Source organism: Psychrobacter aquaticus CMS 56 (assembly GCF_000471625.1).
Taxonomy (GTDB): Bacteria; Pseudomonadota; Gammaproteobacteria; order Pseudomonadales; family Moraxellaceae; genus Psychrobacter; species Psychrobacter aquaticus.
On the sequence record NZ_AUSW01000027.1, the window covers coordinates 31,225 to 57,433 of the forward strand.

General features: G+C 43.7%; 27 protein-coding genes. 12 read left to right on the forward strand and 15 right to left on the reverse strand.

The features are described from left to right. Positions 1-404 precede the first annotated feature (404 nt). Positions 405-1,247 (forward strand): alpha/beta hydrolase family protein, encoded by an 843-nt coding sequence (locus tag M917_RS07440; RefSeq protein ID WP_051354246.1) that lies wholly within the window; start codon positions 405-407, stop codon positions 1,245-1,247. Between the two features lie 36 nt (positions 1,248-1,283). Here the strand turns inward: M917_RS07440 and M917_RS07445 are convergent, their stop codons facing one another. Beyond that, a complete protein-coding gene (locus tag M917_RS07445) occupies positions 1,284-1,979 on the reverse strand; it encodes a putative quorum-sensing-regulated virulence factor (protein ID WP_021814188.1) in 696 nt (231 codons plus the stop codon). A 302-nt stretch (positions 1,980-2,281) separates the two neighbouring features. On the opposite strand from M917_RS07445, the gene M917_RS07450 reads away from it, so the two are divergent. After that, positions 2,282-2,872 carry a M23 family metallopeptidase gene (locus M917_RS07450; protein WP_021814189.1) on the forward strand — a complete coding sequence of 197 codons (591 nt, stop codon included), beginning with the start codon at positions 2,282-2,284 and terminating at the stop codon, positions 2,870-2,872. A gap of 200 nt (positions 2,873-3,072) precedes the next feature. Here the strand turns inward: M917_RS07450 and phoR are convergent, their stop codons facing one another. The 3 genes from phoR to dtd form a co-directional block, all read right to left on the reverse strand. After that, complete coding sequence (gene phoR, locus M917_RS07455; RefSeq protein WP_021814190.1) at positions 3,073-4,164, reverse strand: phosphate regulon sensor histidine kinase PhoR; 1,092 nt, start codon at positions 4,162-4,164, stop codon at positions 3,073-3,075. A gap of 76 nt (positions 4,165-4,240) precedes the next feature. Next, entirely contained in the window at positions 4,241-4,945 is a 705-nt protein-coding gene (gene phoB, locus M917_RS07460) for a phosphate regulon transcriptional regulator PhoB (RefSeq protein WP_021814191.1), read from the reverse strand. 223 nt (positions 4,946-5,168) lie between these two features. Beyond that, on the reverse strand, positions 5,169-5,624 hold the full coding sequence (gene dtd, locus M917_RS07465; RefSeq protein ID WP_021814192.1) for a D-aminoacyl-tRNA deacylase: 456 nt from the start codon (positions 5,622-5,624) through the stop codon (positions 5,169-5,171). A gap of 401 nt (positions 5,625-6,025) precedes the next feature. On the opposite strand from dtd, the gene asd reads away from it, so the two are divergent. Then, entirely contained in the window at positions 6,026-6,859 is an 834-nt protein-coding gene (gene asd / locus M917_RS07470; protein ID WP_040642304.1) for an archaetidylserine decarboxylase, read from the forward strand. A gap of 91 nt (positions 6,860-6,950) precedes the next feature. Here the strand turns inward: asd and M917_RS07475 are convergent, their stop codons facing one another. From M917_RS07475 to fadB, 6 genes are all read right to left on the reverse strand, one after another. After that, positions 6,951-7,580: an HD domain-containing protein gene (locus tag M917_RS07475; protein ID WP_021814194.1), complete on the reverse strand. Its 630-nt coding sequence runs from the start codon at positions 7,578-7,580 to the stop codon at positions 6,951-6,953. A gap of 112 nt (positions 7,581-7,692) precedes the next feature. After that, positions 7,693-8,268 (reverse strand): isochorismatase family protein, encoded by a 576-nt coding sequence (locus M917_RS07480; protein WP_021814195.1) that lies wholly within the window; start codon positions 8,266-8,268, stop codon positions 7,693-7,695. A 226-nt stretch (positions 8,269-8,494) separates the two neighbouring features. Further along, on the reverse strand, positions 8,495-9,418 hold the full coding sequence (locus M917_RS07485; protein ID WP_152513965.1) for an IS3 family transposase: 924 nt from the start codon (positions 9,416-9,418) through the stop codon (positions 8,495-8,497). Further along, positions 9,322-9,840: a helix-turn-helix domain-containing protein gene (locus M917_RS07490; RefSeq protein WP_021814197.1), complete on the reverse strand. Its 519-nt coding sequence runs from the start codon at positions 9,838-9,840 to the stop codon at positions 9,322-9,324. The genes M917_RS07485 and M917_RS07490 overlap by 97 nt, the downstream gene beginning before the upstream one ends. A 124-nt stretch (positions 9,841-9,964) precedes the next feature. Then, positions 9,965-11,137 carry an acetyl-CoA C-acyltransferase FadA gene (gene fadA / locus M917_RS07495; protein ID WP_021814198.1) on the reverse strand — a complete coding sequence of 391 codons (1,173 nt, stop codon included), beginning with the start codon at positions 11,135-11,137 and terminating at the stop codon, positions 9,965-9,967. 236 nt (positions 11,138-11,373) lie between these two features. Next, positions 11,374-13,533: a fatty acid oxidation complex subunit alpha FadB gene (gene fadB, locus M917_RS07500; protein WP_021814199.1), complete on the reverse strand. Its 2,160-nt coding sequence runs from the start codon at positions 13,531-13,533 to the stop codon at positions 11,374-11,376. Between the two features lie 746 nt (positions 13,534-14,279). Here fadB and M917_RS07505 point away from each other — a divergent pair. Then, positions 14,280-15,368 (forward strand): polyprenyl synthetase family protein, encoded by a 1,089-nt coding sequence (locus M917_RS07505; RefSeq protein WP_021814200.1) that lies wholly within the window; start codon positions 14,280-14,282, stop codon positions 15,366-15,368. Between the two features lie 70 nt (positions 15,369-15,438). Continuing rightward, positions 15,439-16,257, forward strand: coding sequence for a DUF72 domain-containing protein (locus tag M917_RS07510; RefSeq protein ID WP_021814201.1), 819 nt, complete (start codon positions 15,439-15,441; stop codon positions 16,255-16,257). A gap of 7 nt (positions 16,258-16,264) precedes the next feature. Here M917_RS07510 and M917_RS07515 read toward each other — a convergent pair whose 3' ends face one another. Together M917_RS07515 and M917_RS07520 are read right to left on the reverse strand one after the other, a co-directional pair. Beyond that, entirely contained in the window at positions 16,265-17,107 is an 843-nt protein-coding gene (locus M917_RS07515; RefSeq protein ID WP_021814202.1) for an ergot alkaloid biosynthesis protein, read from the reverse strand. Beyond that, the gene (locus M917_RS07520; RefSeq protein ID WP_021814203.1) at positions 17,100-17,579 is read right to left on the reverse strand and encodes a nuclear transport factor 2 family protein; all 480 of its coding nucleotides are present in this window, start codon (positions 17,577-17,579) and stop codon (positions 17,100-17,102) included. Before M917_RS07520 ends, M917_RS07515 begins: the two co-directional genes overlap by 8 nt. 58 nt (positions 17,580-17,637) lie before the next feature. Here M917_RS07520 and M917_RS07525 point away from each other — a divergent pair, with 58 nt between their 5' ends. From M917_RS07525 to M917_RS07535, 4 genes are all read left to right on the forward strand, one after another. Next, on the forward strand, positions 17,638-18,324 hold the full coding sequence (locus tag M917_RS07525; protein WP_021814204.1) for a TetR/AcrR family transcriptional regulator: 687 nt from the start codon (positions 17,638-17,640) through the stop codon (positions 18,322-18,324). Positions 18,325-18,401: 77 nt separating this feature from the next. Beyond that, complete coding sequence (locus M917_RS14115) at positions 18,402-18,539, forward strand: hypothetical protein (RefSeq protein WP_021814205.1); 138 nt, start codon at positions 18,402-18,404, stop codon at positions 18,537-18,539. A gap of 32 nt (positions 18,540-18,571) precedes the next feature. Continuing rightward, on the forward strand, positions 18,572-19,729 hold the full coding sequence (locus tag M917_RS07530; protein ID WP_021814206.1) for a metal-dependent hydrolase: 1,158 nt from the start codon (positions 18,572-18,574) through the stop codon (positions 19,727-19,729). A 175-nt stretch (positions 19,730-19,904) separates the two neighbouring features. After that, positions 19,905-20,714: an HNH endonuclease gene (locus M917_RS07535; RefSeq protein ID WP_021814207.1), complete on the forward strand. Its 810-nt coding sequence runs from the start codon at positions 19,905-19,907 to the stop codon at positions 20,712-20,714. Between the two features lie 110 nt (positions 20,715-20,824). Here the strand turns inward: M917_RS07535 and M917_RS07540 are convergent, their stop codons facing one another. The 3 genes from M917_RS07540 to M917_RS07545 all read right to left on the reverse strand — a co-directional run bounded on the left by M917_RS07540 (position 20,825) and on the right by M917_RS07545 (position 22,127). Continuing rightward, positions 20,825-21,229 carry a hypothetical protein gene (locus M917_RS07540; RefSeq protein ID WP_021814208.1) on the reverse strand — a complete coding sequence of 135 codons (405 nt, stop codon included), beginning with the start codon at positions 21,227-21,229 and terminating at the stop codon, positions 20,825-20,827. Between the two features lie 20 nt (positions 21,230-21,249). Then, positions 21,250-21,381, reverse strand: a complete 132-nt coding sequence (locus tag M917_RS14510; protein ID WP_021814209.1) for a hypothetical protein — start codon at positions 21,379-21,381, stop codon at positions 21,250-21,252. 116 nt (positions 21,382-21,497) lie between these two features. Then, positions 21,498-22,127: a superoxide dismutase gene (locus M917_RS07545; protein WP_021814210.1), complete on the reverse strand. Its 630-nt coding sequence runs from the start codon at positions 22,125-22,127 to the stop codon at positions 21,498-21,500. 507 nt (positions 22,128-22,634) lie between these two features. Here M917_RS07545 and rdgB point away from each other — a divergent pair. From rdgB to clpP, 3 genes are all read left to right on the forward strand, one after another. Continuing rightward, positions 22,635-23,279, forward strand: a complete 645-nt coding sequence (gene rdgB / locus M917_RS07550) for an RdgB/HAM1 family non-canonical purine NTP pyrophosphatase (RefSeq protein ID WP_021814211.1) — start codon at positions 22,635-22,637, stop codon at positions 23,277-23,279. Between the two features lie 427 nt (positions 23,280-23,706). Further along, positions 23,707-25,050 (forward strand): trigger factor, encoded by a 1,344-nt coding sequence (tig, locus tag M917_RS07555; RefSeq protein ID WP_021814212.1) that lies wholly within the window; start codon positions 23,707-23,709, stop codon positions 25,048-25,050. 451 nt (positions 25,051-25,501) lie between these two features. Next, entirely contained in the window at positions 25,502-26,140 is a 639-nt protein-coding gene (gene clpP / locus M917_RS07560) for an ATP-dependent Clp endopeptidase proteolytic subunit ClpP (RefSeq protein ID WP_319802566.1), read from the forward strand. Positions 26,141-26,209 lie beyond the last annotated feature (69 nt).

Sequence of the window (26,209 nt, forward strand, 5' to 3'; positions counted from 1 at the left end):
AAGGAAAATAGTGCTGATAATATCGAGATATTAACCAGCTATTTGACACAGTTTGGCGAATATTTAGCCATTTTTATAAACATTTAGGCATCCTCGTTCAGATTGAGGACACGCCCTAGATAGAACTTGGAAGTCATTCTTGTTCGCCTTGCTCATCAGCATTCATCTTAACATAAGCAATGGCATCACGTGGTAGCAACGATTTACCACTACGCAATTACTACATTTTTGATGCGGAGCGTTGATAAATTATGCCAAATAACCAATCATGCCGTACGACTAAAAACTATTAAGGTAAAACCATGGATAATCATAAAACGCCTTCTTCTGTAGCGCAACGCAGTAATATTATTGACGCTACCATCAATCCCCATGCGGATATCGACACCTACTTACTGAGTATAATGACCGACCGTAACCAGCCATTAGCCGCGACTGTGTATCGACCTAAAGAAACGATAAAAAAAGCCATCATGATAGCCCCAGCAACGGGCATCAAACGACAGTTTTACCATAATTTTGCGACGCACTTAGCCAGTCATGGCTTTGGTGTGCTGACCTTCGACAATGAAGGGATTGGCGAATCACTGTCGACCTATTTGGCGAAATGTGACGCGTCTTTAATCAGCTGGGGCCGTCATGATATGCCAGCTGTGCTCGATGCGTTGCAAGATGAATTTGCCGATGCCACTTACCACCTAATCGGTCATAGCGCGGGCGGTCAACTGATTGGTTTGATGCCGAATCACAAGGTCATTGCCTCTGTATTTAATGTGGCTTGTTCCTCAGGCCGTATCAAAAACATGGAATTGCCTTATAAGCTCAAAGCGATGGGCTTTATGGACGCCTTTATTCCTGTCACTAACTTAGCATTAGGTTACACGCCTTCGGATAAAATTGGTATGGGTGAACCGCTGCCGCGCGGTGTTGCGAAGCAGTGGCGTGAGTGGTGCAATGGCGCAGGCTATATCAAGACAGCCTTTGGCAAAAGTATACACACGCATTTTTATGATGAGATAAACATGCCCGCATTGTGGCTCGGCTTTAGCGATGATGATATCGCCAATAGCAAAAACATGGACGATATGATACGCGTATTTACAAAAATGCCAGTCGAAAAGCGCTTTTTAGAACCCAAGGATTTTGGGCTACATCATATCGGTCACATGCGTTATTTCAGTAGTAAAACCAACGCCAAAGCACCAACGCTATGGCAGATGGCGGTGGATTGGTTGCATCAGCAATAACCGTTTAGCGCTTATATCACACCTCGATGCGCCTCATTATTCCTTGATATGCTCTGTTGGCTCTTCTGCCTTGATACGCTTGTTTAACGCAGAATACAGTGACGGCTGCATGTTATGAATGTTACCAAGCATCCATTTCACATAGCTGATAGGTACGTCTTTGATTGCCTTGCCCTTATGCTTGCCAAAAGGCATCTTACTCACAGGATTGGCAGTATTAGAGATGGCATGTGCCGCTGCAAAATCCGTCGGCGAAATCTCTAAACGCTCACAGCACGCCCGATACAGCAAATAACACATACGAGCATCACCTAGCGCGTCATGAGCTGCAATCGTCATCCTGCTCGCCGCGCCGTTGCCCAATAGCTGCTCGATACACTTGGACTGACCATAAGCATGCCACTCTGGAAAGGCGGCGCGCGCCAGTCTAACGGTACAAATCAGCTTGGTAGAGGGACTACCAATCACGCGCCAATCGAAGCGAACATTATGACCAATCAAGTACGCTGGCAATTCAAATTGTTCCAACTCAAAACGCTCAAGACCCGCGACATCTTCATCAGTAATGCCATGCACTTTGATGACAATCGGTGATATTGGACGGCCACTATTGAAGTACTTCATCCACTCATAGCCCGTAGTGACATTGATGGTCGCTACTTGGATCGGTCGTGGATCACGCCCTTGATCGGTTTCAGTGTCAATAATCAGGGCAGTATCAAAATCAGTCATAAGGCATGATCCATAAGTCTAAATAACAGTCGTGGTATCGTATAGTCAAGTTGCTATAAAAGAGATTCAGCCAGACTGGTATAAATTTTTTGTAGCCTCTGGCAGCAAAGGCACAGCAAGGCAGAAAAATTTGTACCAGTCCTGCGTCATAATATCGTGTATCCACTTTATTTAGTATCGACTATAGAGTAAATACGCTATTCATGGGAATAAACTTGTTATATAACAATGCTATACAAACGCAGACCCATAAAACCCATATACTATCATTTAAAATAATCTAAAAAAGATAAGAGACTTTAATGCCACCAAATGATGAAAACAAGCAACAAAAACCTGCACTTTTGAGCCGCGTACTAAAGGTGTTGATTAGGGCTACTGTGCTGTTAGCATTACTATTTATACTCGATAAACTATTGCCAAGCATCAGTCAACAGACACAGTCATTTATGGTGGCGAAATGGCAACAGCTCAGCCTAATGCAACAAGAACCACCCACAGAAAACAGCTTGCCCAATCCGCTGCCCGAACAGCGACTGACCGATACATGGGGCGCCGCGCGTAGTCAAGGACGCTCACATGAAGGGATTGATATCTTTGCCCCGCGAGGCACACCGATTCAAGCAACGACGCAAGGCATCGTCAGTAAAGTTGGGGAAAATAATTTGGGTGGTCGCGTGGTCGTGGTAGTAGGACCAGGGGGTGCAGGGCATTACTATGCCCATTTAGAAGACTATGCTGACATCGCGCCCAATGACTGGGTAAATGCTGGTGACATCATTGGTTATGTTGGTGATAGCGGCAACGCCAAAGGCACACCGCCTCATGTCCATTATGGCATTTATATCAATGGCAGCGCCGTTAACCCATATCCGCTTTTGCAAAAAGACTAAAGTTGGTAACGCCCTATTTCTAGATGTAGTCAATTCACTATAAGAAATACACGGAGAGACTAGGATAAATTTTTTGTAGCATCGAGCTGCGAAGGCACAGCAAGCCAGAAAAATTTATCCCAGTCTAGCATCATGATATCTTGTATCAATTCTATTTATTATCAACTATAGTTTATAAAAATTAGCAAGAAATTTTAATATTAATCGGTGGACGCAGAGCGAACGTAAGCTGCTGGAAACACCATACTAAAAGTCGATCCGACTCCTTCTACTGACTCAATTTGCAAATTGGCCTCATGTTGATACAAGACGTGCTTTACAATTGCTAGTCCCAGCCCAGTTCCACCTGTGGCACGGCTACGACCTTTATCAACGCGATAAAAACGTTCAGTCAAACGTGTGATATGCTCCGGCGCAATCCCAATACCATTGTCCTCGACAGCAAAACGACAACCATCAGCAGTCTTTGTCCAGCTAATGGCAATATTGCCACCTTTTGGTGTGTATTTAATGGCGTTAATAACCAGATTCGATAACGCACTATTTAGGTACATCTCCGAACCATACAACCCATCATAGGTATCTATCTGCAAATGAATGGTATGGCCATATGCTTGATTGTAAGCCTGCGCATCGTCATAAATATTGGTAAGCAAACGGGTCATATCGATATAATTAAGTTCATGAGTCTCTTCGATTTCAATGCGAGACAACAACAATAAGTCATTCACAATCCTATTCATACGGGCAGTTTGCTGAGTCATTAGCTCAAAACCGCGTCGCCAATGCGGTGGCATATCTGGTTGATCTGAGAAGTTTTCTAGATACCCCATCATTACGGTCAACGGTGTACGCAGTTCATGCGAGACATTCGCTACAAAGTCACGACGCATCTCCTCTAAATGCTGCAAGCGCGTGACATCATAAATAATTAGCAGTTTCTCATCGCCGAAAGGTGTGAGTTCACATTTCAGATAGCGCTTAGGGTCTTGCCATGACTCTATATGCACACTATCATTAAATGTTGTAGTCGCCTGATAATATTGACGAAACTCAGGCACACGAATAAAATCAAAAATACTTTTGTCTTTATCATCTGGTTGTAATGACAATAACTCTTGAGCAGATTGATTCCACCATTCCAAACTGTCATCTTCGTTGAGTAAAATTACTGCATCTCGTAATGCCCGTAAGGCGCTTCTGATTTTTTTGAGTTGATCCGTTGTATTTTGCTGGGCGATTGGCTCTAACTGATTCTGGGGCTCATTATCCATCGACGCGATGTTGCTCATCTATCCTCCTTACCACTACTCGCTGTGTTACGTTAGATTACGATGACACTTCTGATTGTGAATTACTTATAACAAGCTACATTGGTTCAATGAGGCTAGAAAATCGATAACCAGTACCGCGTACCGTTTGTATCAACGTATCACAGTTATGGGGGCGCAGTAATGTACGCAAACGTTTGATATGGACATCAATGGTTCTATCTTCAATATACACATTTCCGCCCCATACTTGATCCAGTAATTGTGTCCGTGTATAAGCACGCTCTGGATGACTCATAAAAAACGCCAATAAGCGATACTCAGTAGGCCCAACCTCAATAACTTTGCCAGCAGCCATCACGCGTTGGCTTTTTGGGTCTAAACTTAAATTGCCTATTTCGATCGATTTATCGTTACTGAGCGCACTACTACGGCGCAGCACCGCTTTGATTCTTGAAATCAACTCACGCGTCGAAAATGGCTTGGTCATATAATCATCCGCACCAGCATCGAGACCGTGAACCTTGCTGTCTTCTTCACTTTTGGCGGTCAGCATAATGACTGGTATCTCAGAGAGCAAATCATCGTTTTTTAGCATACGACAAAAATCAATGCCGCTTTTATCCCCCGGTAGCATCCAATCCAACAAAATCAATGCTGGCCTGTGATCGACTACTTGTTGATGCGCTTCTGACACATCAGCTGCCTGCAAGCTATCAAACCCTGCCATCTCTAGTGTCATTACGATCATTTCACGAATGGCGGGTTCATCTTCAACAATCAAAATTTGCTCATTGTACATACGGCATTCTCAGTGTTAGAGGACAAAGTTTAGCATGTAAAAAAGGCGATAAATGCTCGCCAACTTCTCTCTATTAAACAAATTAATTATGACAACTCGATGACATTGGGTTTTTAAGCGATTAATATAGTCAGCTCAAGATAAGAAAGACACACTTATAGTAACGTACTACTGATATGATTTTTAGATTGAATCGACTGTAGCTGACAACTTATTCAATCGTTTAATCCACTTCTAATAAAAAGTTCAGTGGGCCATCATTGATACTCTCAACTTGCATATCAGCACCAAATTGACCAGTGGCAACATTAGGATGTTGCGTCTGAGCATAAGCAACCAATTGAGCAAACAATGTTTTTGCCGCGTCAGGTGCCATCGCTTCACCAAAATCAGGACGACGGCCTTTGTTTGTTTTTGCCATTAAGGTAAACTGTGATACCAATAACAACCCACCACCGACTTGTTGCACATTTTTATCCAGTTTACCGTATTTGGCAGGATCGTCATCATTATCAAAGATGCGATACGTGAGGATTTTATCGATCATTCGCTGTGCACTCTCTAAGCTGTCCTCATGTCCCAAGCCAATATAAGCCAACAAACCACGTTCGATTGCACCAACACAATGATCATCGATAACGACCCTAGCGCGGTGTACCCGTTGTACAAGTGCTTTCATTTACGGCCTTCTTTATTTATAAATGGAATGGCTTACAGATTATGCTCATACAATGATACGCTGTCCATGATAAAATACCGCCATTTACTTGCTCATTAATTAGGGCGTGTTTGATATTCACAAATAGGCACTGCTGATCGCTAAAACGGTTCCAGACAAGGCGCAAGTCGATGATAATGTTAATGCCTTGGCGAGACTTGCAACGCCGTATGGGGCAGTTTTAGCATCAGCCTAAAAGGACAGGACTCTTTTTTGCCGCTTCATTGCTAAAAATAGACGTATAGAATGACTATACTCACTATTTTTACCTTCGAATCGCCTAAAAAATAGTCTCTGTCAGTGCCATGGTTGAATTATCAAACATGCTCTATTACCTCAAACTTTATTTTGGTCGCCTTACTATGAATTTATTCACCACCTTACAACAGCTTGTCCCGCAGCAGCAACTGAGTAAAGTCGCTGGGCGTTTGGCTGCCAGCCGTCATCCATATGTCAAACGGGCATTTATCCGTGGCTTTGCCAAAGCCTACAACGTCAGTCTCGATGAGTATGAGCGCCAAAGTCTGAATGCGTATGAGAGTTTCAATGACTTTTTTACACGTGAGCTAAAAGAAGACGCTCGCCCGATCGATGCCACTGTCAACGGCATCGTTAGTCCTGCTGACGGTATCATCTCTCAGCTCGGACAAATCGAAGATCATAAATTGCTACAGGCCAAAGGTCGTCACTATGATGTCGGGCAACTGCTTGCCGATAGCGAAGATGGTAGCTATTTTGCCGATGGCAGTTTTGCCACTGTTTATCTGGCACCAAGCAATTATCATCGCGTCCACATGCCATTTGCGGGTACGTTGACCAAGACACGCTACGTACCGGGTACGCTGTTTTCGGTCAATAATACCACTGCTGCCAATGTACCTGACCTATTTGCCCGTAACGAGCGTTTGGTGTGTATGTTTGATACCAAATATGGTAAAGCTGCCGTGGTGATGGTTGGCGCTATGATTGTCGCTGGCATCGAAACCGTAGCGACTGGTAAGATCACTCGTACCGATGACATACAAGAAGCCGATCATGATATGGACTTTGCAGCAGGTGATGAGCTTGGACGTTTTTATTTAGGGTCTACTGCCATTATCCTGCTGCCAAAAGCCGCACAAGCGGACTGGCAAGCAAGCATGCACGCCAATAGCGTGATAAAAATGGGACAGTTGCTGGGTATCACTAAACCGTAACTTTTCTCTGGCATAATAAAAAATAAAAGCCCAGTTAAACGTGAATAATGACGTTTGACTGGGCTTTTTATTGTCTGTTATTTACTTAGAATCACGCATTAATCAGCCATCCTCGCTCGGTTGCGTACTCAATATTTTTTGAGAGCCAATCATGAATAGAAGGGAAGCTTTCTTTAATAAAGACATGAGCACTCGCGACTTGGGTACGTGTGACCCCAAGCTCAATCCATGTTTTACCATTGGTATTTATGTTTAGCAAAAATGGCAATAAGCGATCAACGACCCTAAGCAGCTGAGCCTCTTTACTGCTGCCTGTCTCTTGCGCCTCCCAAATTGCGCTTAGCTCACTAATGCCATTGCCCCGTTCACACTGCAATCTGGCGATACCAGAGCGCTCTTCAATATGGGCATCACTACGTACATTGGCATATAAAAAAGTATCACCCGCATCGATCTCACCCAAATCATGTACCAGAGCCATCTTTAGCAGTGTTTCGTGATTGATATCCAATTCAAATAACTCAGCGATTGACCAGCACGCCATGGCTAAGTGCCAAGAATGTTCGGCAGAGTTTTCTTTACGAGTGGTATTTGTCACATAGCTGCGGCGATTCACACGTTTTAGGGCATCTAATTCTAGTAAAAAATGAGTGATATCATCTATATCGATAGTTGAAACGGCTTTTGGATTCGTTAATGACATAGGCGTGTTTGAAGACATACTTCTCTCTGATTCTTTGGTAGTTTTAAAAATCACTGTTATGGCTAAAAAAAATAGCGCTTATCTTACAAAGCGCTATCTCGTTTAAATCTACTGAAATGGGTTAAACCCGCTATTTGATTAAATTACTAATGGTTTTAAACGCTGGGTCTTCGCTACTGCGGCACAATTCAAACAGAATGGTTTCTACTGTCGTAATTACTCCACCGGCACGGCGAATACGGCGAATGGCTTGTTTTTTATCATAGGAGAAACGCGAACCAACAGCATCACCAATAATGACGGGCTGCATCCCATTATCAAGCAAATCAAGTGCGGTTTGTAACACGCAAACGTGCGCCTCGACCCCCAATAATAAAATAGTGCTACGATTCTGCTGCGCTAAATGATGCCATGTGTCGTTATTATCGCAGGCACTAAACGTGACTTTTTCAAAGCTTTTTTTGTTGTCACCTTCTAGTACATCACGTATCTCGGGCAAGGTATCGCCCAATCCTTTTTTATATTGCTCATTGAGCATGATGGGGATACCAAGCGCTTGTAGACCTTTGATAAGCGTCACTGTTTTTTTGATGATATTTTCGTGATCATAGATGTGCGGTGTTAAGCGTTCTTGTACATCGATAATCATCGCTTGCGTGTTTTCACGAGCGATTCGATAAGTGCGGTCGGTAATTGTAGTAGACATAGTACACTCCTTGTACGGCTGACATTTATTATTAAAAGCTACTTTAGAATTATCATGAATAGTGTCTTGAATCAGCTTACTCTTATTTAGTCATAGTTTGGTGGATACGTCAATGGAGATAATTTTTAATAAAAATTTATCAGTATTATGCGCTTCCAAACCGCTTTAATTTACTCAATAAAAAACCCCCAGTCTGAACTGACCCCCGAAACTTGGACGGTTTATTTTAATCTAAGGACTGAGTTCTGTACTGCACAGGGCTCAGTCCTTTTAGTTTCAATTGAATACGCTCATTGTTGTAATAATGAATGTACTCATGGATTTGTTGCTCTAACTGCTCAATGGTTTGAGGTTTTTCAATATAAATGGTCTCACACTTTAATGTACCGAAGAACCCCTCCATGAGCGCATTATCCAAGCAGTTGCCTTTTCTACTCATGCTTTGCTTAATACCATGATACTTAAGTGTAGCGCTAAACTGCGCCATTTGGTAATGCCATCCTTGATCCGAGTGCAGCATTAACCTCTTATCCCGACACGCTTTAGTTTTTGTTAATGCACAATCTAGCATTTGACTCACCAAATCATAAGTTGGCCTTCTTGAGATCGTATAACTGACGACCTCATTGTTATAACAATCGAGTATGGGCGATAAATACAGCTTACTGTCACCTACCTTAAACTCAGTAATGTCGGTGAGCCAGCGCTTATGTGGTTGATCTGCATGAAACAGACGTTTTAAGTGATTCTTCACTATCTTGCCTTGTACCCCTTTATAGGAGCGGTACTTCTTGCGCCTTATCTTTGCGCTAAGCGTCATTTGACGCATAAGCTTAGCAATGAGCTTATGATTGTGATGAACCCCTACCGGCTTTAATGCGGCCGTTATTCTACGATAGCCATACCTGCCTTTATGCTGATGATACAGCGTAGCAATACGTAGCTTCAACTCAGCGTATTTGTCGTCACTCTCAAGCTTTGCTCTCTGATAATAAAAGACGCTTTTAGGCATACCTGAGACTTTAAGTAAGTCAGATAAACAGCAGTCATCTCTTAGCGCTTCGATGAGCCTTGCTTTCTGTCTGCTTGTTCCTCCGCTTTGAGCAAGGCATCGAGCTTTTTTAAGTAGGCAACCTCCGCACGCAAGTATTCATTCTCGCGCTTCAATTCAGCAAGACTCTTTTCATTATCTGGTTTGTTTGTGATCATGGGCTTGCTCATGGCGCCTCTACTTTTATGTTTAGGAGTGAGTCCAGACATACCATAAAGCCTATACGCTTTGTGCCAGTGACTGATGAGCGCAGGTGAGCTGATGTTAAATTTAAGAGCAGTCTCAGATTGACTTAAGCCTTGCTCTAACATGACCATGATCACTTGGTGTTTAAACTCGCTACTGTATTTAGTTTTATTGGCCTTAGGCTTAATTGCATCTATGCCGCCGTTTTGGTATTGGTAAATCCACTTAGATACTATCTTTTTATCAAGTTTAAACTTCTTTGCTGTCGCGACGCCAGTATGTCCTCGCCTGTAGTATGCGATGATCTTGAGTTTAAAGTCTATGTTGTAACGCATAAAAATACCCCATAAGTTGTGTCCAACTTATGGGGGGGCAGTTCAGTCATGATGACTAGAGGCTCTTTTTTATTAAAATATTTACGATCGTTAAATATTAAAAACTGGCTAGCGATACAAAAATTTAAACACGTTCAATGATCGTTGCGATACCTTGGCCAAGGCCAATACACATCGTCGCTAGACCGATTTCTGTATCTGATTGCTCCATTGCATTTAGCAAGGTCACTGTGATACGAGCACCTGAACATCCTAGTGGATGACCTAGCGCAATCGCGCCACCGTTAATGTTTACGATGTCTTGCTTATCAGTCAAGTTCAGTGCCTTAAGTACTGACAAGCCTTGAGCAGCAAACGCTTCATTTAGTTCGATGGTTTGCATATCACCGATACTCATGCCAGCACGTTTTAGGGCTTTTTGTGTGGCAGGTACAGGGCCGTAGCCCATGATAGCAGCATCACAACCAGCGACGGCCATGCTACGAATACGAGCGCGTGGCTTTAGACCTAAGTCTTTGGCTTTTTGCGCGCTCATGACTAGCATGGCTGCCGCACCATCAGATAGTGCAGATGAGGTTGCCGCAGTCACCGTACCGCCTTTTGGATCAAACGCTGGACGTAGATTGCGCATTTGCTCCATCGTGGCATCTGGACGAATCACTTCATCAACGGTGCACAGTTGCAAGCGACCAGCAGCATCATGACCTTCGATACCGATGATTTCATTGTCGAAACGACCTTCAGTAGTCGCAGCCCATGCACGGCGATGTGACTCAAGACCAAAAGCATCTTGCTCTTCGCGCGTGATGTTGTTCATACGGCCGAGCATTTCAGCGGTCAAGCCCATCATGTTTGAGGCTTTTGCATAGTGCTTGGAAGCCGCAGGGTTCAAATCAACACCGTGCATCATGCCTACGTGGCCCATGTGCTCGACACCGCCGATGATAAAGACATCACCTTGGTTGGTCATGATTTGCGCAGCAGCGGTATGTAGCGCCTGCATAGAAGAACCACACAGACGGTTGACAGTCTGGCCACCAGCGGTTTTTGGAATACCAGCTAACAAACCAATGTTGCGACCGATGTTTAAACCTTGCTCTAGCGTCTGGTTGACACAACCCCAGATAATATCTTCGACGTCATTGGTATCAAAGTCATTACGTTCTACCAAGGCACGAACCAATTCAGCAGATATATTGTCAGCACGTACATGACGGAACATACCGTTTTTAGTTTTGCCCATTGCCGAGCGCACGCCATCTACGATGACCACATCATTTGGACTTAAAGTTGTCATACTATCTTCCTTTTCAATTTTTATTGTCAGTGTAGGTCGCCCACTTCATCTCTATAACTTACTTATCTTGTATAAGATAAGACATGATATGCAATGCACGTTGACGCTTAATACCATCTGTCAGATCTAAAGTGAACCAGCTAAAACAATACGTCTGTCATTAAAGAGTATTGATAAATCCATTGCTATTCTTCTTTTGACAGACATACCACACTTATCCTAATACGGTATGTTCATTAAGCGACTGAGTAAAAAGTCTCACCTGCGGCGGCCATATCGCGAATCTTTTGCGGCGCTTCATAGGCTTTGCCAAGATGTGCGTATTTTTCACACAATGCCAAATAGTTATCAAGACCCATTTGATCGACATAACGGCAAGGGCCACCGCGGAATGGCGGGAAACCTACACCCATAATCATTGCCATGTCGGCCTCGCTTGGCGTGCTCACGATGTTGTCTTCTAGGCAGCGTACAGTTTCATTACAGAAAGCCAGCATGGTACGATCGATAATCGCTTGATCATCAAAGGTTTGCTTGTCACTGTCACTCGTCGCCTGTAGCAACTCATAAGTGGCGTCGTCAGCAGTTTTCTTTGGCTTACCGCGGCTGTCGGTTTCATACTTATAGAAACCAACGCCGTTCTTTTGACCTAGGCGATTGTTTTCATACAGATGCTGAATGGCACCTTTGTAGTCAGGCTTCATGCGATCAGGGAAACCATCCGCCATGACTTCTGCGCCATGGACGCCCGTATCTAGACCAACCACGTCGATTAAGTAAGCAGGACCCATTGGCCAGCCGAATTTTTCCATGACTTTGTCGACATGAGCAAAGTCAGCGCCTTGCTTAAGTAACAAGTCAAAAGCACCAAAGTATGGGAACAATACACGGTTCACAAGGAAACCTGGGCAATCATTGACCACAACTGGCACTTTACCCATTTTAGAAGCTAGTGCAACCGTAGTTGCGATGGCTTCCTCAGAGGATTTCTCACCACGGATCACTTCTACCAATGGCATGCGGTGTACTGGATTGAAGAAGTGCATACCCACGAAGTTTTCTGGACGCTCAAGCGCTTCAGCTAAGAACGTGATAGAAATGGTTGAGGTGTTTGACGCTAGGATACAATCGTCTTTTACCAAGCCTTCTACTTCTTTTAGCACCGCGCGCTTCACGTTTGGATTTTCTACGACGGCTTCGATAACAATATCAGTCTCGCTAAAGTCACCATAATTCAAAGTAGGACGGATACGGCTTAACGTTTCACCCATTTGCGTTGGGGTCATCTTGCCGCGATCCACCATTTTGCCAAGCAGTTTACTGGCTTCGCCCATACCAAGGTCTAATTGCTCAGACTTAATGTCTTTCATGATAATTGGCAAGCCTTTGCTGGCTGCCTGATAAGCGATACCGCCGCCCATGATACCAGCGCCTAGTACAGCGGCTTCATTGATGTCATGTGCAAGCTTGCTGTGTTTTTTGGCCAGTTTTTTGACCAACTGATCGTTTAAGAACAAACCAACTAAGCTCTCTGCTTGCGGAGTTTTAGCGGCTTTAGCAAACCCAGCGGCTTCGACTTCAATCGCTTTGTCACGAGGTAAATTGACATGTTTTTCGATGGCTTCAATAGCCAGTGCTGGTGCTGGATACTGCTTAGGATTGGCTTTGGCAAAGATCATACCTTTGGCACTGTTGAATGCCATGGCTTGCTCAAGCTGGTTTAGCTTCACTGGAGCCAGTTTTTCTTCGCGTTTCGCTTTCCAATCAAGCTCACCTGAGATACATTTTTTGACCAAATCAATCGCCGCATCTTGCAAGTCATCAGCAGGTACGGTTGCATCAACCAAACCAAGCTTTAGTGCATCAAGCGGTTTTTTTGGTGTGCCAGTAGCGATAAGCTCAAGCGCATTATCGATACCAATGATACGAGTACTACGCACCGTACCACCAAAACCTGGGAAAATACCCAGCTGAGTTTCTGGTAGACCGATAATCGCTTTGTCACTCATGACACGGTATTCACACACCAATGTCATCTCACAGCCGCCGCCCATTGCCGCACCATTAATGGCAGCAACTTTTGGGAATGGCAGGTCTTCAAAACGATTAAAAGCGTCATTGACATGAATGACCCAATCTTTGATCTCGCTTTCTGATTTTTTGAAAGAACCCACAAACTCTGTGATATCAGCACCAGCGATAAACACGCTTTTGGCTGAGGTGACGATAAGACCTTTTACGTCGTCAGCTTTTTCCAACGCGCTGACGGCTTCACCAAACTGTTTGTTGGTTTCGGCATCAAACTTATTCACGCTCTCATTTTCGGCGTTGTACTGCATGTTGGCGATGCCATCCTCTAGCATTGTCACCGTGATGCGATTTCCTTGGTATACCATTTGAAACTCCTTTCTATATAACGAAAGCTACGTTTTAGAGTAAAATAAATAGCCAGTTACTGTTAGTAAAATGGGTAATAGCACTTGTGCGCCTGTTTCGTTGTAAAGACCAACTAGCCAGCACACGAGTAAAGATGTCTTTATTATCCAGCGCTCATGATCTTGTATTCACTGCTATGTACTTATTTTAAAGTTTTTCCACAAAATCATACGGCGCTTTATTTATATGCTACTGCTAAAAATACTGATGTAAAAAATAACGACTAAGACAAGGCCCAATACTGAACATGAATGATTCATTATCCTGAGTAAAACCCAGTAAGGTCAACATCAGACCGTTATCACGTCAATTAGTGTAGGGGATTATACCCCTAGCTGTCACAAGCTAATGCCATACTCGCAAGTCACTCTTAAATCACTTATAGGCATTTATCTTATTTGTTTTCAATGAACACCATCTCAAAGATGATAAACAGTTGATGTCATTCAATTAATGTCGCTCACTTAGCTTGCGCCTTTATCAAAACATATTCAACCAGTGAGTAAAACTGCCAATGCGTAGTAAGGACTTGTGGTCTTATTTCAGCTGTACTTCTCTATTTTCAGATAAAGCGAAATAACAATATGCAAAAAACAATCAATTGATACGGTGTCTCACACAAGCGATATGACCTATCATGCTACACTAATACCGTTTTTAGCGTATCCCTGATAACTTTACTGTGTCCCTGATAAATGGTTGGATTATGACTGTTTCCCCTACTCCTAGCGCGACCTCTTTTGGCTTTATACCTTTTAACTCTGTCTCTTTTCAAAGCACTGAGCAATTTCATGGTGCTGTGCGTACGCAATTGGCTCACGATATCGAGGTACTATTTGCTTATGCCGAGCTACCAAGCCCACTGGTCGATGCCTGTCGCTATGTGATGACGGGTCATGGCAAATTGGTACGTCCACTATTGGTTGCCAGTGCGTTTGCCAGTATCCATAGCAGTAATAGTGAACGTACAGACCAGTACAATGACGGCGTCGATACTCTTGATAGTTTTGCTAATCACTCACCTCAACCTGACAGCATGCTAAGTTCTGATCTGGATTCATTGTTAGAAAACGACTCAGACTATGATATGTCGCGGCGAGCGGCGTTGGCGGTGGAGCTGTTGCATACTTATTCACTCGTACATGATGATTTGCCATGTATGGACGATGACGAGCTACGCCGTGGGCAGCCGACGTGTCATATCGCTTTTGATGAAGCGGCGGCGCTGCTGGCAGGAGACGTGTTGCAGACCCTCGCCTTTGAAGTATTGACCGCAGAGATGCCCACCTTTGCGCCGTTCGATGCAACTATCGCAAGCCAGCTATTGGCTATATTTGCCCCGCGTGCACGGCGTATGGTGTCGGGTCAAATGCTCGATCTCAATGCAGAAGCCAGTACGGACATCTCTCAAGAGAATTTAGAAGCCATTCACCGTGACAAAACAGGCGCATTAATTGAGGCGGCCATGCTTATGGGCGGTATTTGTGCGGGCGCTACTGCCCCGCAGCGCATGGCATTGCAAGAATGCGCGCAGCATATTGGCCTTGCCTTTCAGGTACAAGATGATATCTTGGATGTGACCACCAGCACCGATATGCTTGGCAAACCTGCAGGTAGCGATGAAAAGTTGGACAAATCCACCTATGTAAAATTGATGGGTGTCGATGATGCGACCAGCTATGCGCAGTCACTGTTTGAGGATGGACGCGCAGCCATCAGTCGAGAGCTTAGCGACAGTCAAAACAACGATGCTTTACTGGCATTAATAGAATGGCTATGGGCTCGTAAAAAATAGTTTAGCAAATAGCATCTGAATAAAAAAAATCAGCAAATTTTATTACCCCAAAAGGTAGTGAGTGGTCGACATGGACAGTAACCCTACCCCGCGTATTTATCTTGGCACTGGTGGCTATAGCGATACCGACTTGCTCGGCACGCTGTATTCCACTGGCACCAAAAAAACGGACTTTTTGCGCGAGTATGCCAAGCAATACGGCGCGGTCGAGATTAATAGCACATTCTACGCACCCATCGGACAAAAAGCCTTTGCTGGGATGGTTGACAAGGCGTATGTGCAAACAAATAGCCAATTAAAATTTGCTGTTAAACTCCATCAAGACTTTACTCATGCGCGTAAAGGCACAGCCGAACACGCGCAAGCGTTTTTGAATGCGCTATCGCCACTTATCGAAGCAAATGCTTTAGCGCCATTATTACTCCAGTTCCCACATGGCTTTGATCGTACACGCGAGCATCGTCTCTATCTTGCCAATCTTGTCAGCTGGTTTAAAGACTATCCGTTGGCCGTTGAGTTTCGTCACAATGGTTGGCACACCCCGCAAGTGGTCGATAGTTTTCGCGAGCAAGGTTTGATTTGGTGCAGCGTTGATTATCCAAAAGTGAGCGGCCTACCGCCATCACGGCTGATATTTACTGAGCGCACAGGTTACCTACGTATGCACGGCAATAATCTAAACTGGTGGGATGCCATGAGCGCCAGCGACCGTCATGATTATCGCTATAACGAGGCAGAAATGCAGGACTGGGCGCAGGCGATCGCCAATCAGCGCCAGCACTTTGATACGCTTTATATCTTCTTTCAAAACACCGTCAATGCGCATGCATACTATAATATTGCGATGCTCAGAGAGGCGCTGGGTAGATTCGAGTTTGAGGTGTTGTAATACTATATTAGGATTCAACTTTCCATACCGCAGCTTCACGTTGTGCAAACGCCTCAAAGCTACCCGCCTCTCTACCCGTCACCGTATGCACATTATCAGTAGTACGGTTTTCTACGCCTTCGCTAATCGCAATATCCAACTGGACAAGGACGTCAGCAAAGTCAGCCGCTACGCCCATTTCACGAAACATTTCACCCAATTTACGAGCATCTAATCGCTTGTGTGAGATAGGACGACCAATGGCATCACTGACAATCTGAGCGACTTCATCATAACTAATAGCCGCAGGTCCCGTCAGTATCAACTCAGTATGCGAGAAATTTGGATCAGTTAGCGCCTCTACTGCAACGGTAGCGATATCTTCGGCATCGATAAATCCCACTTTTCCATCATCCGTCGCCGAACGAATCATATCCGCATGACAAATACCCATCAGATGCTGAGACTCAGAAAAATTCTGCATAAACCAGCTAGGACGCAGTACGGTATAGGGCACAGATTGCTGCGCGAGCCACTCGTGTACCTGCCCCATCAATGGGCCACCCTGCTCAATTGAGGATGAACTAAGTAATACAAATCGCTCTACACCTGCGGCAATTGCCTGTTCAAGAAATGGACGCATGGCATCTAGAGACTCTACGGTATCGGCTGGCGCAATCAGATATACGCTCCTTACATCCTTTAGTGCTGCTACAAAGCTGGTCGCATCGTACCAATCAAATCTCACACGGTTTGGAGCATTAGTGGTACGTGATGCGGCTTTGACAGGGATGGCACGAGCTTCGAGTTGCTGAACAATACGGCGACCCGTCTTTCCAGTACCACCAGTGACTAAAATAGTATCACGCATGAGTACTCTCCCGTTTTGTATCAGACGTAGCAGTCACTGTGTCATTATCCATAATGGATAGCGCGACTAGCGGATTCCAATAGTCACGGTAGCGTTGTATTCTGCCATTGTGCATCGTAATGACTGATACATAACGTTGGTTATAAGGCTTGCCTGTTGCAGTGGCTTTACCAATACAATCAAATTCAAGAATCACCGTTTTGCCATCCTCGCTTCGATACACTTGGGGCTCGCTGAATGAATCAATAGTGAGTAGTTCAGGTAGCCATTTAAGATGATTGGCAATCGCACTTCTGCCTTTTAAAACATCAGGTATACTTGGTGGAGCAAAGGGAAACTCCATGACACCGTCTTCTGCGAACATCTCTGCAAAACTTTCGGTAGTAATGGTTAAGGATGAACCTAGCGCTTGAGCAATCATAGTTGAGAATGCAGGAACTAGATTGTTATTTTGTTTATGACCTGTTTTCATGATTTCACCTCATTTAGGATGGAACGATATCGTTCCATCCATATAGGATAACCTTCTTTTGACAAATTACAAGCATTTTCAAGCTGATTCTGTAAAAGATTCGAATGAATCCTCTGATAGCGATGACGTTAAACCAAATAATCCGACAGAAAGCCGCACAAAAAAACGTGCGCCGTCAGGAGCGGCGGTGATGCAACCTGCCGTTACTGAGGCACTCACTCAGGCGCTGTTTACTGAATGGGCTATTAACGGATATGGTTCATTGCGCCTTGAAAAAGTGGCCAAACGTGCTGGAGTCGGAAAAGCGGCGCTATATCGACGCTGGCCGTCTAAATTTGCAATGGTCGTTGAGCGAATGGAGACTATCGGTATCGAGCTTATCGTGGAGCCTGATACCGGCTCACTATATGGTGATATCTACGAGACATTATTGACATTAAGACGGTTATTACGTCATCCTCTTATCGGTCGAATTTTACCGGATTTGCATGCTGAGATGCGGCGCTCAAGCGATTTGACTGATGCCATCCGCGGACGTTTACAACAGCAACGTCGCGGGCATGCTGAGAAAATTTTTACTCGTGCCATCGCAAGAGGAGAGATACCAGCAGATGCCAATATTGAGCTGTTGAGTGATGCCATAGCAGGTTTGATCTACTGGCGTATGGTAGTGACAGGACAACGTGTCAATGAGGATTACTTGAATGATGTGGCAAAAGCCATTGAAGCGATGGCTCGTTGTTAATTTTATGCGTTTTTTGGTTATCAAATTTACTTAAAATAACGGTTATCAGGCTTTTATTATTGCCTTAACGTCCTTCATTGGAGCCGATTGCCAATCAGCGTCAGAACTTTGATACGCTATATGTCTTCTTTCAAAACACCGTCAATGCACCTGCCTATTATAATATTGCGATGCTGCGAGAAGCGTTGGCAGCGCATAACTTTGACATATTGTAATTAATCTAAACCCTTAAATTAATAAGAGCGCTATGGATTCACTCAGTCAAATCGTCTTAGGTGCTAGCGTCCAAGGGGCAGTACTTGGTAAATATCAGGGCCGCAAAGCTTACCTATACGGGGCGATACTGGGCACACTACCTGATTTGGATGTACTTATCAGCTACCCCGATCCCATTAGTGACATGACATACCATCGCAGCTTTAGTCATTCATTACTCGTCCTGACTGTAGTGGGTATCGTAGGCGCTTGGCTGATTAGTCGCTATCATCAATGGCGCGATATGCCGTTGCCTTATTCAACGCGGCGCTTAGCACTCGCCATGACGTTAGTTTTGACCACCCATCCTATCTTGGACAGCTTTACAGTCTACGGCACACAATTATTTTGGCCGCTACAAGACCCTTTTCAGATCACCCCAATCAGTATTGCGTCGGTATTCATTATCGACCCACTCTATACCCTACCGCTACTGATAGCAGTGATCGTGGGACTCTTCAAAGGTAGCAAACTTGCCGTATTCAAGGCAGGACTGCTGGTCAATTGTCAGCGCCTTGCGGTTTGGATGCTACTGCTCAGTAGTAGTTATTTACTGCTTGGCTTAGGACTAAAATACCACGCACAGTCCCAAGCTGAGCGAACCTTGGCTGCCGCTGGCATTGACGCCCTACGACTCAAAACCATGCCTGTCCTACCGACGATACTCATGTGGCGTACCGTTGCCGAAGACGATCAAAATAGATTGATTGAATTAAGAAGTAGTGTCTTAGATAGCCGCTTACCTGAATACCGCTACCTGACTCAGTACGACAACGCACAGACACTACGGGCAAACATGCCAGCACAAAGCCGACCCTATGCCCAGCGTCTTGATTGGTTCTCCGGTAACTGGACAGGATGTCGCCTCCAAATGCTACCCGCCGCTTCTAATGCTAGCGGCGCAACCAAACAGCTGGTCGTTGATGATTTGCGTATGATGGCAAGTGACACCGCTTTCTTTAGTTTTGTATTAGCCGACAAATCCAATCAAAATACGCAGTGGCAAGCCATAACACCTATAGAAGCACCTGTGGTGACTCCTGACAACCAAACTGAATCATCGCGTTTTGAACTAATTAAGCAGGGCTTTAAAAGGGTGTTTGATGAGTCGATGGTGGATACAAGTGAGGGTTGGGAAATGGTTGAATAAGTCGTGATCGGTGGCACCATACATTGAATATTTAAAACACAGTCAATGCGCATGCTTATTATAATATTGCGATAATGCAAGAGGGTTTGGGTTTGAAGTGCTTTGATAGATATAACTAAGCTATTTTTATAAAAGTCATACTACTGTTAAATTTGAAATATAAGGAAGTAATAGAGTGTATACGGTAATAACTGAAAATAATGAATCTGCTTGGGCTGATGAAACCGGTATCCTTTATCACTTTCCCAAAAGATATTTAAAATATCTGGAGCCAGGCACTAATATTATTTACTATAAAGGAGTTCTCAAAAATAAATCTTTCTCGAAAAACAGACTATCTGATGCTCCTCACTATTTCGCTTTTGCTAAAATCGGTAAAACCTATCCAGACAAAGAAAGTATTAAAAATGACTTTTTTGCTACTATTACTGAATTTATACCATTTGAAGAAGCAGTTTTAGCAAAAGACAATTCAAATTACCTAGAAACAATTCCTGAGTCGAGAAAATCCAATTATTGGCGTGATGGAGTAAGAGCTATCGACGCAGACACTTACCATCTTATTATCTCGAAAGTCAGCCCTAATAAAGTTTCAGAGCAAAAGAAGACTTATATTTTAGATAAAATTATAGAAAACTATCAGGATTCGCTTGAGTCTTTAAGTGAAGGCAAGAAATCAAAACGCTATATAACTACGTACGAAAGAAATCCTAAATATAGAAAGCAAGCGATTGCCATTCACGGTAACTCTTGTTCTGCTTGTGGATTTAACTTTGGAGATTTTTATGGAGAATATGCTGAAGGATTTATCCATATTCATCATATAGTTCCTGTATCAGAATTTGAAGCGCCTAAAACAATAGATCCAGAAACTGACCTCATTCCCCTTTGTGCGAACTGTCATTCTGTAGTTCACAGAGAAAGAGATAAGACACTATCAATTACTGAATTAAAATACTTGATAGCCAGTAGAAGCAAGCCTTGAACTGGTAAACAGTACGTCTAATATCCTAAAAAACTCAAAAAAAGGAGACCTCGTCGTGTCCTTGTTATTAAATTCCAATCACCCCATTGCCACAATCACTGCATAACCTATTACATAGAGTTATGCGTAGGCACGGATTTAATATACCGACTTACGCTAACAAACAGCAATACCGCCAGCAAAGCGCCAAGCATCTCCATGGCAAACAGCGTCTGCCCCATTGGCGCGACCGAGCGCGGAAAGATATTGGTAATGTCAGCCACATACACCACAAAATACTCCACCGCGAGCAGTAAGAGTACTTTTCCGCGCATCACCTGACCGTCTAGCCCCGCGAACAGTTGCCACACACTAAGCACCCCAAGGGTGATCAAAAATACCGTGAATAAAGTGATTACCATCGGTGAATAATCAGGAAATACCCGCGTCCTAGTCAATACGCTCAGTATCATAAAGCATAGGTTCAGCACCGATAGTGTCAATGTAGCAAGTACTACGATGCGTGCTTTATTCACCCTATTCTCCTGTCTATATTTTATGTTCGCGTCTGTATTATAGCGCCATCAAGACCATTTTTATCTATAAAATCATGGATGGGCTTGCTGGCGTAGCCTTTACCATGAAAGTGCTCATTAAAGTTCCAGCCCATAGAGTAGGTATCAGGCACAGCTATCTTACCGTGGAATTTTTATTGTCCCACTCCTTTTTTATTAAAACACATACCAAAAAAAAGGACACCTCGCGGTGTCCTTTTTTATGAATCAAATACTAGATTGTTAAAGATTACTCTTCAACGCCAGCGTCTTGACCTTTATATTTTGCGTTTGCGTAGTCCCAGTTCACTAGCTTGTCTAGGAACGTATCGACATAGTCAGGACGACGGTTACGATAATCAACATAGTACGCATGTTCCCATACATCACAAGTCAATACCGCTACTTGGTCATGTGCCAATGGTGTATCAGCATTTGCTGTTTTGGCGATAGACAATTTGCCACCGACTTTATCAGCAACTAGCCATGCCCAACCTGAACCAAACTGAGTCAATGCTGCGTTTTTGAACTCTTCACGGAACTTGTCATAGCTACCGAAATCTTCTTCGATTTTAGCTTGTAGATCGCCAGTAGGTTCGCCGCCGCCATTGGTTGGGGTCATACAGTTCCAATAGAACGTGTGATTCCATACTTGGGCTGCTTGGTTGAACATACCTTGCTTGCTGTCATCTTTAGCAGTCGCTTTGATGATTTCTGGCAACGTTTTGTCTTCTAGACCAGAACCTGGTAGTAGCTCATTTAACTTATTTACATAAGCAGCATGATGCTTGTCATGATGATATTCTAGCGTTTCAGCACTGATGTGTGGCTCTAGTGCGTCTTTTGCATATGGTAGGTCTGGTAATGTAATATGTGACATAATTATTTTATCCTTGCTGTTTTTGGCCGTTGAGTTGTAGAAACAAAAATTTTAAACTGTTTTTATTCTACAAAATAGCGACCTAAATTGGCTGAGTTTATTGTTCGAATTGAATGTTATCGCTTCATACACTTTATTGCTTAACACAATATCACGTATTATTATGAATCCAAAATTGACTGAGCTATTATTTTTTGCCCAAAAGCCAAGTGTTTGACTTTATGTGTTTTTATTAACTTAATATTCACAAGCCATAAGATATAATTCACTGTAGCTTGTCGGCTATTATAGCAAAAGCAACCAGCAATATCAGTTACCAAATGTTATAACCCATACTATCTGTATAGCAACTGGTGGTTTATCTATTGATAGCGACAATGATCTTAAAGCTATAAACAGTCATTGCTGTAGGGCTATTGAAATTGATCCATATAAACACCACTACCACTATCAAAAGCTAGCAACAGACTACCCAAACCATCACCACTCGTATGACGGAATGATATTATGAGCGCTACCAGTACCTCTCTACCCTCTACTCAATCGACATCAGATAACCAGTGGGTACTCGCCAGCAATAATAAAGGCAAGCTGGCTGAGTTCAACAGGTTGTTTGCTGAGGCGGATTTGAATGTAACGATCATCCCGCAAGGTCAGCTGAGTATCGAAGATGCGGTTGAGGACGGATTAAGCTTTGTCGAAAATGCCATTATCAAAGCACGACATGCTAGCCGTATCAGCGGATTGCCCGCCATTGCTGATGACTCAGGATTATGTGTACCAGTATTAGGTAATGCACCCGGTATCTACTCTGCTCGCTATGCAGGCGAACACGGCAACGATGCCAAAAACAACACCAAGCTTGTCACGGATTTGCAGGCGATTCGCGGTAAGCAACCCATTCAAGGTATGTTTGTTTGCGTACTAGCCATGGTGCGCCATGCGGATGATCCCCTGCCGATTATCGCACAAGGTCTGTGGCATGGTGAGATTTTAGAAGCGCCGCTTGGTGACGGGGGTTTCGGTTACGATCCGCTGTTTTGGTTGCCTGATTTACAAGCCAGTGCGGCAAGCCTAAGCGCTGCGGACAAAAACCGTATCAGCCATCGTGGGCAGGCGATTCAGCAATTATTGTCACAGTTACCTTTGTAGAAAACCCCTAAAGCTTGGTGCAGATGCACAAATCTTATTCTAAGCGAGACCGACAATGTAGCAGATTCAAAGTGAGTTGACGATAAACAGATAATTTTTACTTTAATAAACAGATAGATTATACTGTTCTACTTTTAAAATTTTGCTGGAAGCCGTGATTTGTCTGTGTAAGTCACCAAAAAGCGTTATTATGCAGGCCATTTACGGTTTATTATTGATATTTGATGGTCTTTTATAATATCAGCAGTTTGGAATTTTTGTCTTAGTGCTGACATTAGAATTGCGTACTATCACTATCCCCTATTTATTCCAACGGCAACCCGTCGTACACGGCCATATGTCGAGGCGCGGTTTGTCTATTACCATTTAACCCTAAGTACTATTTCATTAATCAAACGTACTACTTAATCCTAAAGGTGTAATGAACATGGCTACAGATTTACAAGTCACAACCAACAAGCTATCTAATAAAGAAACCCAACTAACGGTTAAAGTACCCGTTGAAAAAATTCAGAACAAAGTCGAAGGCCGTATTCGCCAAGTTGCGAAAACTGCCAAGATTGACGGTTTCCGTAAAGGTAACGTCCCTATGTCACACATCCGCTCTCAGTACGGTGCGGGCATTCAGCAAGAAGTCATCAACGATGTGATCCGTGATACCGTTTTTGAAGCGATCAAATCTGAAGACATCCGCGCGGTTGGCATGCCTAACATCGACGATGTAAAACTTGAAGATGATTTCTTGGTATATCAAGCCACTGTCGAAATCTTCCCAGAAGTTGACGTGCAAGGCATCGATGAGATCGAAGTTGAGCGTCACACGGCTAAAGTAAGTGAAGAAGACGTCGACACCATGATCGAAAACCTTCAAAAGCAACGTGAAGAATTCGTTGAGAAAAAAGGCATGGCAGCCAAAGACAATCAAGTGACTTTTGACTTTGAAGGGTCAATCGACGGTGAAAAATTCGAAGGCGGCTCAGCTGAAGACTTCAAATTGGTTATCGGTAGCAACCAGATGATCCCAGGCTTTGAAGCGGGCATCAAAGGCATGAAAGCTGGCGAAGAAAAAGTCATCGACGTGACTTTCCCAGAAGATTACCAAGCTGAGAACCTAGCTGGTAAAGAAGCCCAGTTCAAAATCAACCTAAAACTGGTTGAAAAGTCTAAATTGCCTGAAATCGACGATGCGTTCCTTGAGCTATTCGGCGTAAAAGAAGGCGGTGTTGAGAAATTAAAAGATGACGTTCGCAAAAATATGGAACGCGAAATCAAAAACGCAGCGCGTAGCCAAGTGAAGCAAGCGACTTTTGATGCGTTGCTAGAAAAGAACGAGTTTGACGTACCAAACGCTATGCTAGAGCAAGAAATCGAGCGTCAGCGCAACATGATGATGCAACGTTTTTCTCAGCAGTTCGGCGCCAATGCGGATAGCTTCGACAAAGACATGCTACCAAATGAGCTATTTGAAGAGCAAGCGCTACGTGCAGCCCGTCTTGGCATCATCGTTGCCCGTGTTATCGATACCAAAGGCTTAGAAGTAGATCAAGAGCGCGTTGAAACTTTCATCAAAGAAGCGGCTGAAAACTACGAAGATCCAGCAGAAGTGGTCGAGTACTACACCAATGACAAGCAGCAGCGCGCTAACATTGAGTCTGTCGTATTAGAAGACCAAGTAGTAGATTACTTGATCAGCCAAGGTAAAGTCACTGACAAAGAAGTCAGCTACCAAGACTTGCTAGCTGCTCAGCAACAACAGCAGCAAGGTATGTAATTTAGTAAGATGTAAATTGGTAATGTGCCTGTAATGGGTATTCGTTGCTAATATTACTGTCAAAATGCCCTAACATTTCGTTAGGGCATTTTTATTGGGGTTTATATACCTTTATAAATAGTTTATGGGCAATACCCTTGATAAACGTAGACAGACGCCTTATTAATAGGAAGTCACTTAGAGTATTAATAGAAAGTCATTTTTCACATGAAAAAATTACTATTTTCCCAATAAAAAAGTTACCATTAGCTCAATTATTTTTAGCGGCGTCTAGATCATACTATTGATTCTGGTTCGTGTTATCAATCAGCAACAATAGTTATAATGATAAACACCAATAAAACCTCAAGCGTTCGCTAACCTTTACCCCTTTATTTTATGTACTTATAAACAGGACATTTTTATGACAGATTATGATCGCATCACTACCAACCCACATTTTGATATGCTGATGAGTGCACATAACGAAATGCAAAGCACACAAGCGGCACCCCAGAGCGCGTTAGTTCCTATGGTTGTCGAACAATCAGCGCGCGGTGAACGCTCGTTTGATATTTTTTCACGCCTGTTGCGTGAGCGTGTGATATTTTTGACGGGTCAAGTCGAAGACCATATGGCCAACCTAATCGTCGCCCAGCTGTTATTTTTAGAAGCTGAAAACCCTGATAAAGACATTCATTTATATATCAACTCACCAGGCGGTTCTGTCAGTGCAGGTTTGGCGATTTTTGATACCATGAACTTCATCAAGCCTGAAGTATCGACCATCTGTATGGGCGGTGCTTATAGCATGGGTTCATTCTTGTTGGCTGCTGGCCAAAGAGGTAAACGTTATGCGCTAGCCAACGCTCGTGTGATGATTCACCAGCCATCAGGCGGTGCACAAGGTCAAGCGACAGACATCGAAATCAATGCGCGCGAAATTCTAAAAACCCGTGCGCGCTTAAATCAGATCTTAGCTGAGCGTACTGGTCAGCCAGTAGAAAAAATCGAAAAAGATGTCGAGCGTGATTATTGGTTGGATGCCGATGAAGCAAAAGAATACGGTCTGGTTGATGAAGTATTAAAGCGTCGCCCTGACTCATTATAATTACGACATAGCAGCTTTGATAAGCATGAAATGCCTTAGCTCTATTTGCTTTGGCATTGATGCACACAA

What these genes read in the sequence shown, in the direction of transcription:
- M917_RS07440 (WP_051354246.1), top strand. Translation starts at nt 405, where the DNA reads ATGACCGACCGTAACCAGCCATTAGCCGCGACTGTGTATCGACCTAAA.
- M917_RS07445 (WP_021814188.1), bottom strand. Translation starts at nt 1,979, where the DNA reads ATGACTGATTTTGATACTGCCCTGATTATTGACACTGAAACCGATCAA.
- M917_RS07450 (WP_021814189.1), top strand. Translation starts at nt 2,282, where the DNA reads ATGCCACCAAATGATGAAAACAAGCAACAAAAACCTGCACTTTTGAGC.
- phoR (WP_021814190.1), bottom strand. Translation starts at nt 4,164, where the DNA reads ATGAGCAACATCGCGTCGATGGATAATGAGCCCCAGAATCAGTTAGAG.
- phoB (WP_021814191.1), bottom strand. Translation starts at nt 4,945, where the DNA reads ATGTACAATGAGCAAATTTTGATTGTTGAAGATGAACCCGCCATTCGT.
- dtd (WP_021814192.1), bottom strand. Translation starts at nt 5,624, where the DNA reads ATGAAAGCACTTGTACAACGGGTACACCGCGCTAGGGTCGTTATCGAT.
- asd (WP_040642304.1), top strand. Translation starts at nt 6,026, where the DNA reads ATGAATTTATTCACCACCTTACAACAGCTTGTCCCGCAGCAGCAACTG.
- M917_RS07475 (WP_021814194.1), bottom strand. Translation starts at nt 7,580, where the DNA reads ATGTCTTCAAACACGCCTATGTCATTAACGAATCCAAAAGCCGTTTCA.
- M917_RS07480 (WP_021814195.1), bottom strand. Translation starts at nt 8,268, where the DNA reads ATGTCTACTACAATTACCGACCGCACTTATCGAATCGCTCGTGAAAAC.
- M917_RS07490 (WP_021814197.1), bottom strand. Translation starts at nt 9,840, where the DNA reads ATGCGTTACAACATAGACTTTAAACTCAAGATCATCGCATACTACAGG.
- fadA (WP_021814198.1), bottom strand. Translation starts at nt 11,137, where the DNA reads ATGACAACTTTAAGTCCAAATGATGTGGTCATCGTAGATGGCGTGCGC.
- fadB (WP_021814199.1), bottom strand. Translation starts at nt 13,533, where the DNA reads ATGGTATACCAAGGAAATCGCATCACGGTGACAATGCTAGAGGATGGC.
- M917_RS07505 (WP_021814200.1), top strand. Translation starts at nt 14,280, where the DNA reads ATGACTGTTTCCCCTACTCCTAGCGCGACCTCTTTTGGCTTTATACCT.
- M917_RS07510 (WP_021814201.1), top strand. Translation starts at nt 15,439, where the DNA reads ATGGACAGTAACCCTACCCCGCGTATTTATCTTGGCACTGGTGGCTAT.
- M917_RS07515 (WP_021814202.1), bottom strand. Translation starts at nt 17,107, where the DNA reads ATGCGTGATACTATTTTAGTCACTGGTGGTACTGGAAAGACGGGTCGC.
- M917_RS07520 (WP_021814203.1), bottom strand. Translation starts at nt 17,579, where the DNA reads ATGAAAACAGGTCATAAACAAAATAACAATCTAGTTCCTGCATTCTCA.
- M917_RS07530 (WP_021814206.1), top strand. Translation starts at nt 18,572, where the DNA reads ATGGATTCACTCAGTCAAATCGTCTTAGGTGCTAGCGTCCAAGGGGCA.
- M917_RS07545 (WP_021814210.1), bottom strand. Translation starts at nt 22,127, where the DNA reads ATGTCACATATTACATTACCAGACCTACCATATGCAAAAGACGCACTA.
- rdgB (WP_021814211.1), top strand. Translation starts at nt 22,635, where the DNA reads ATGAGCGCTACCAGTACCTCTCTACCCTCTACTCAATCGACATCAGAT.
- tig (WP_021814212.1), top strand. Translation starts at nt 23,707, where the DNA reads ATGGCTACAGATTTACAAGTCACAACCAACAAGCTATCTAATAAAGAA.
- clpP (WP_319802566.1), top strand. Translation starts at nt 25,502, where the DNA reads ATGAGTGCACATAACGAAATGCAAAGCACACAAGCGGCACCCCAGAGC.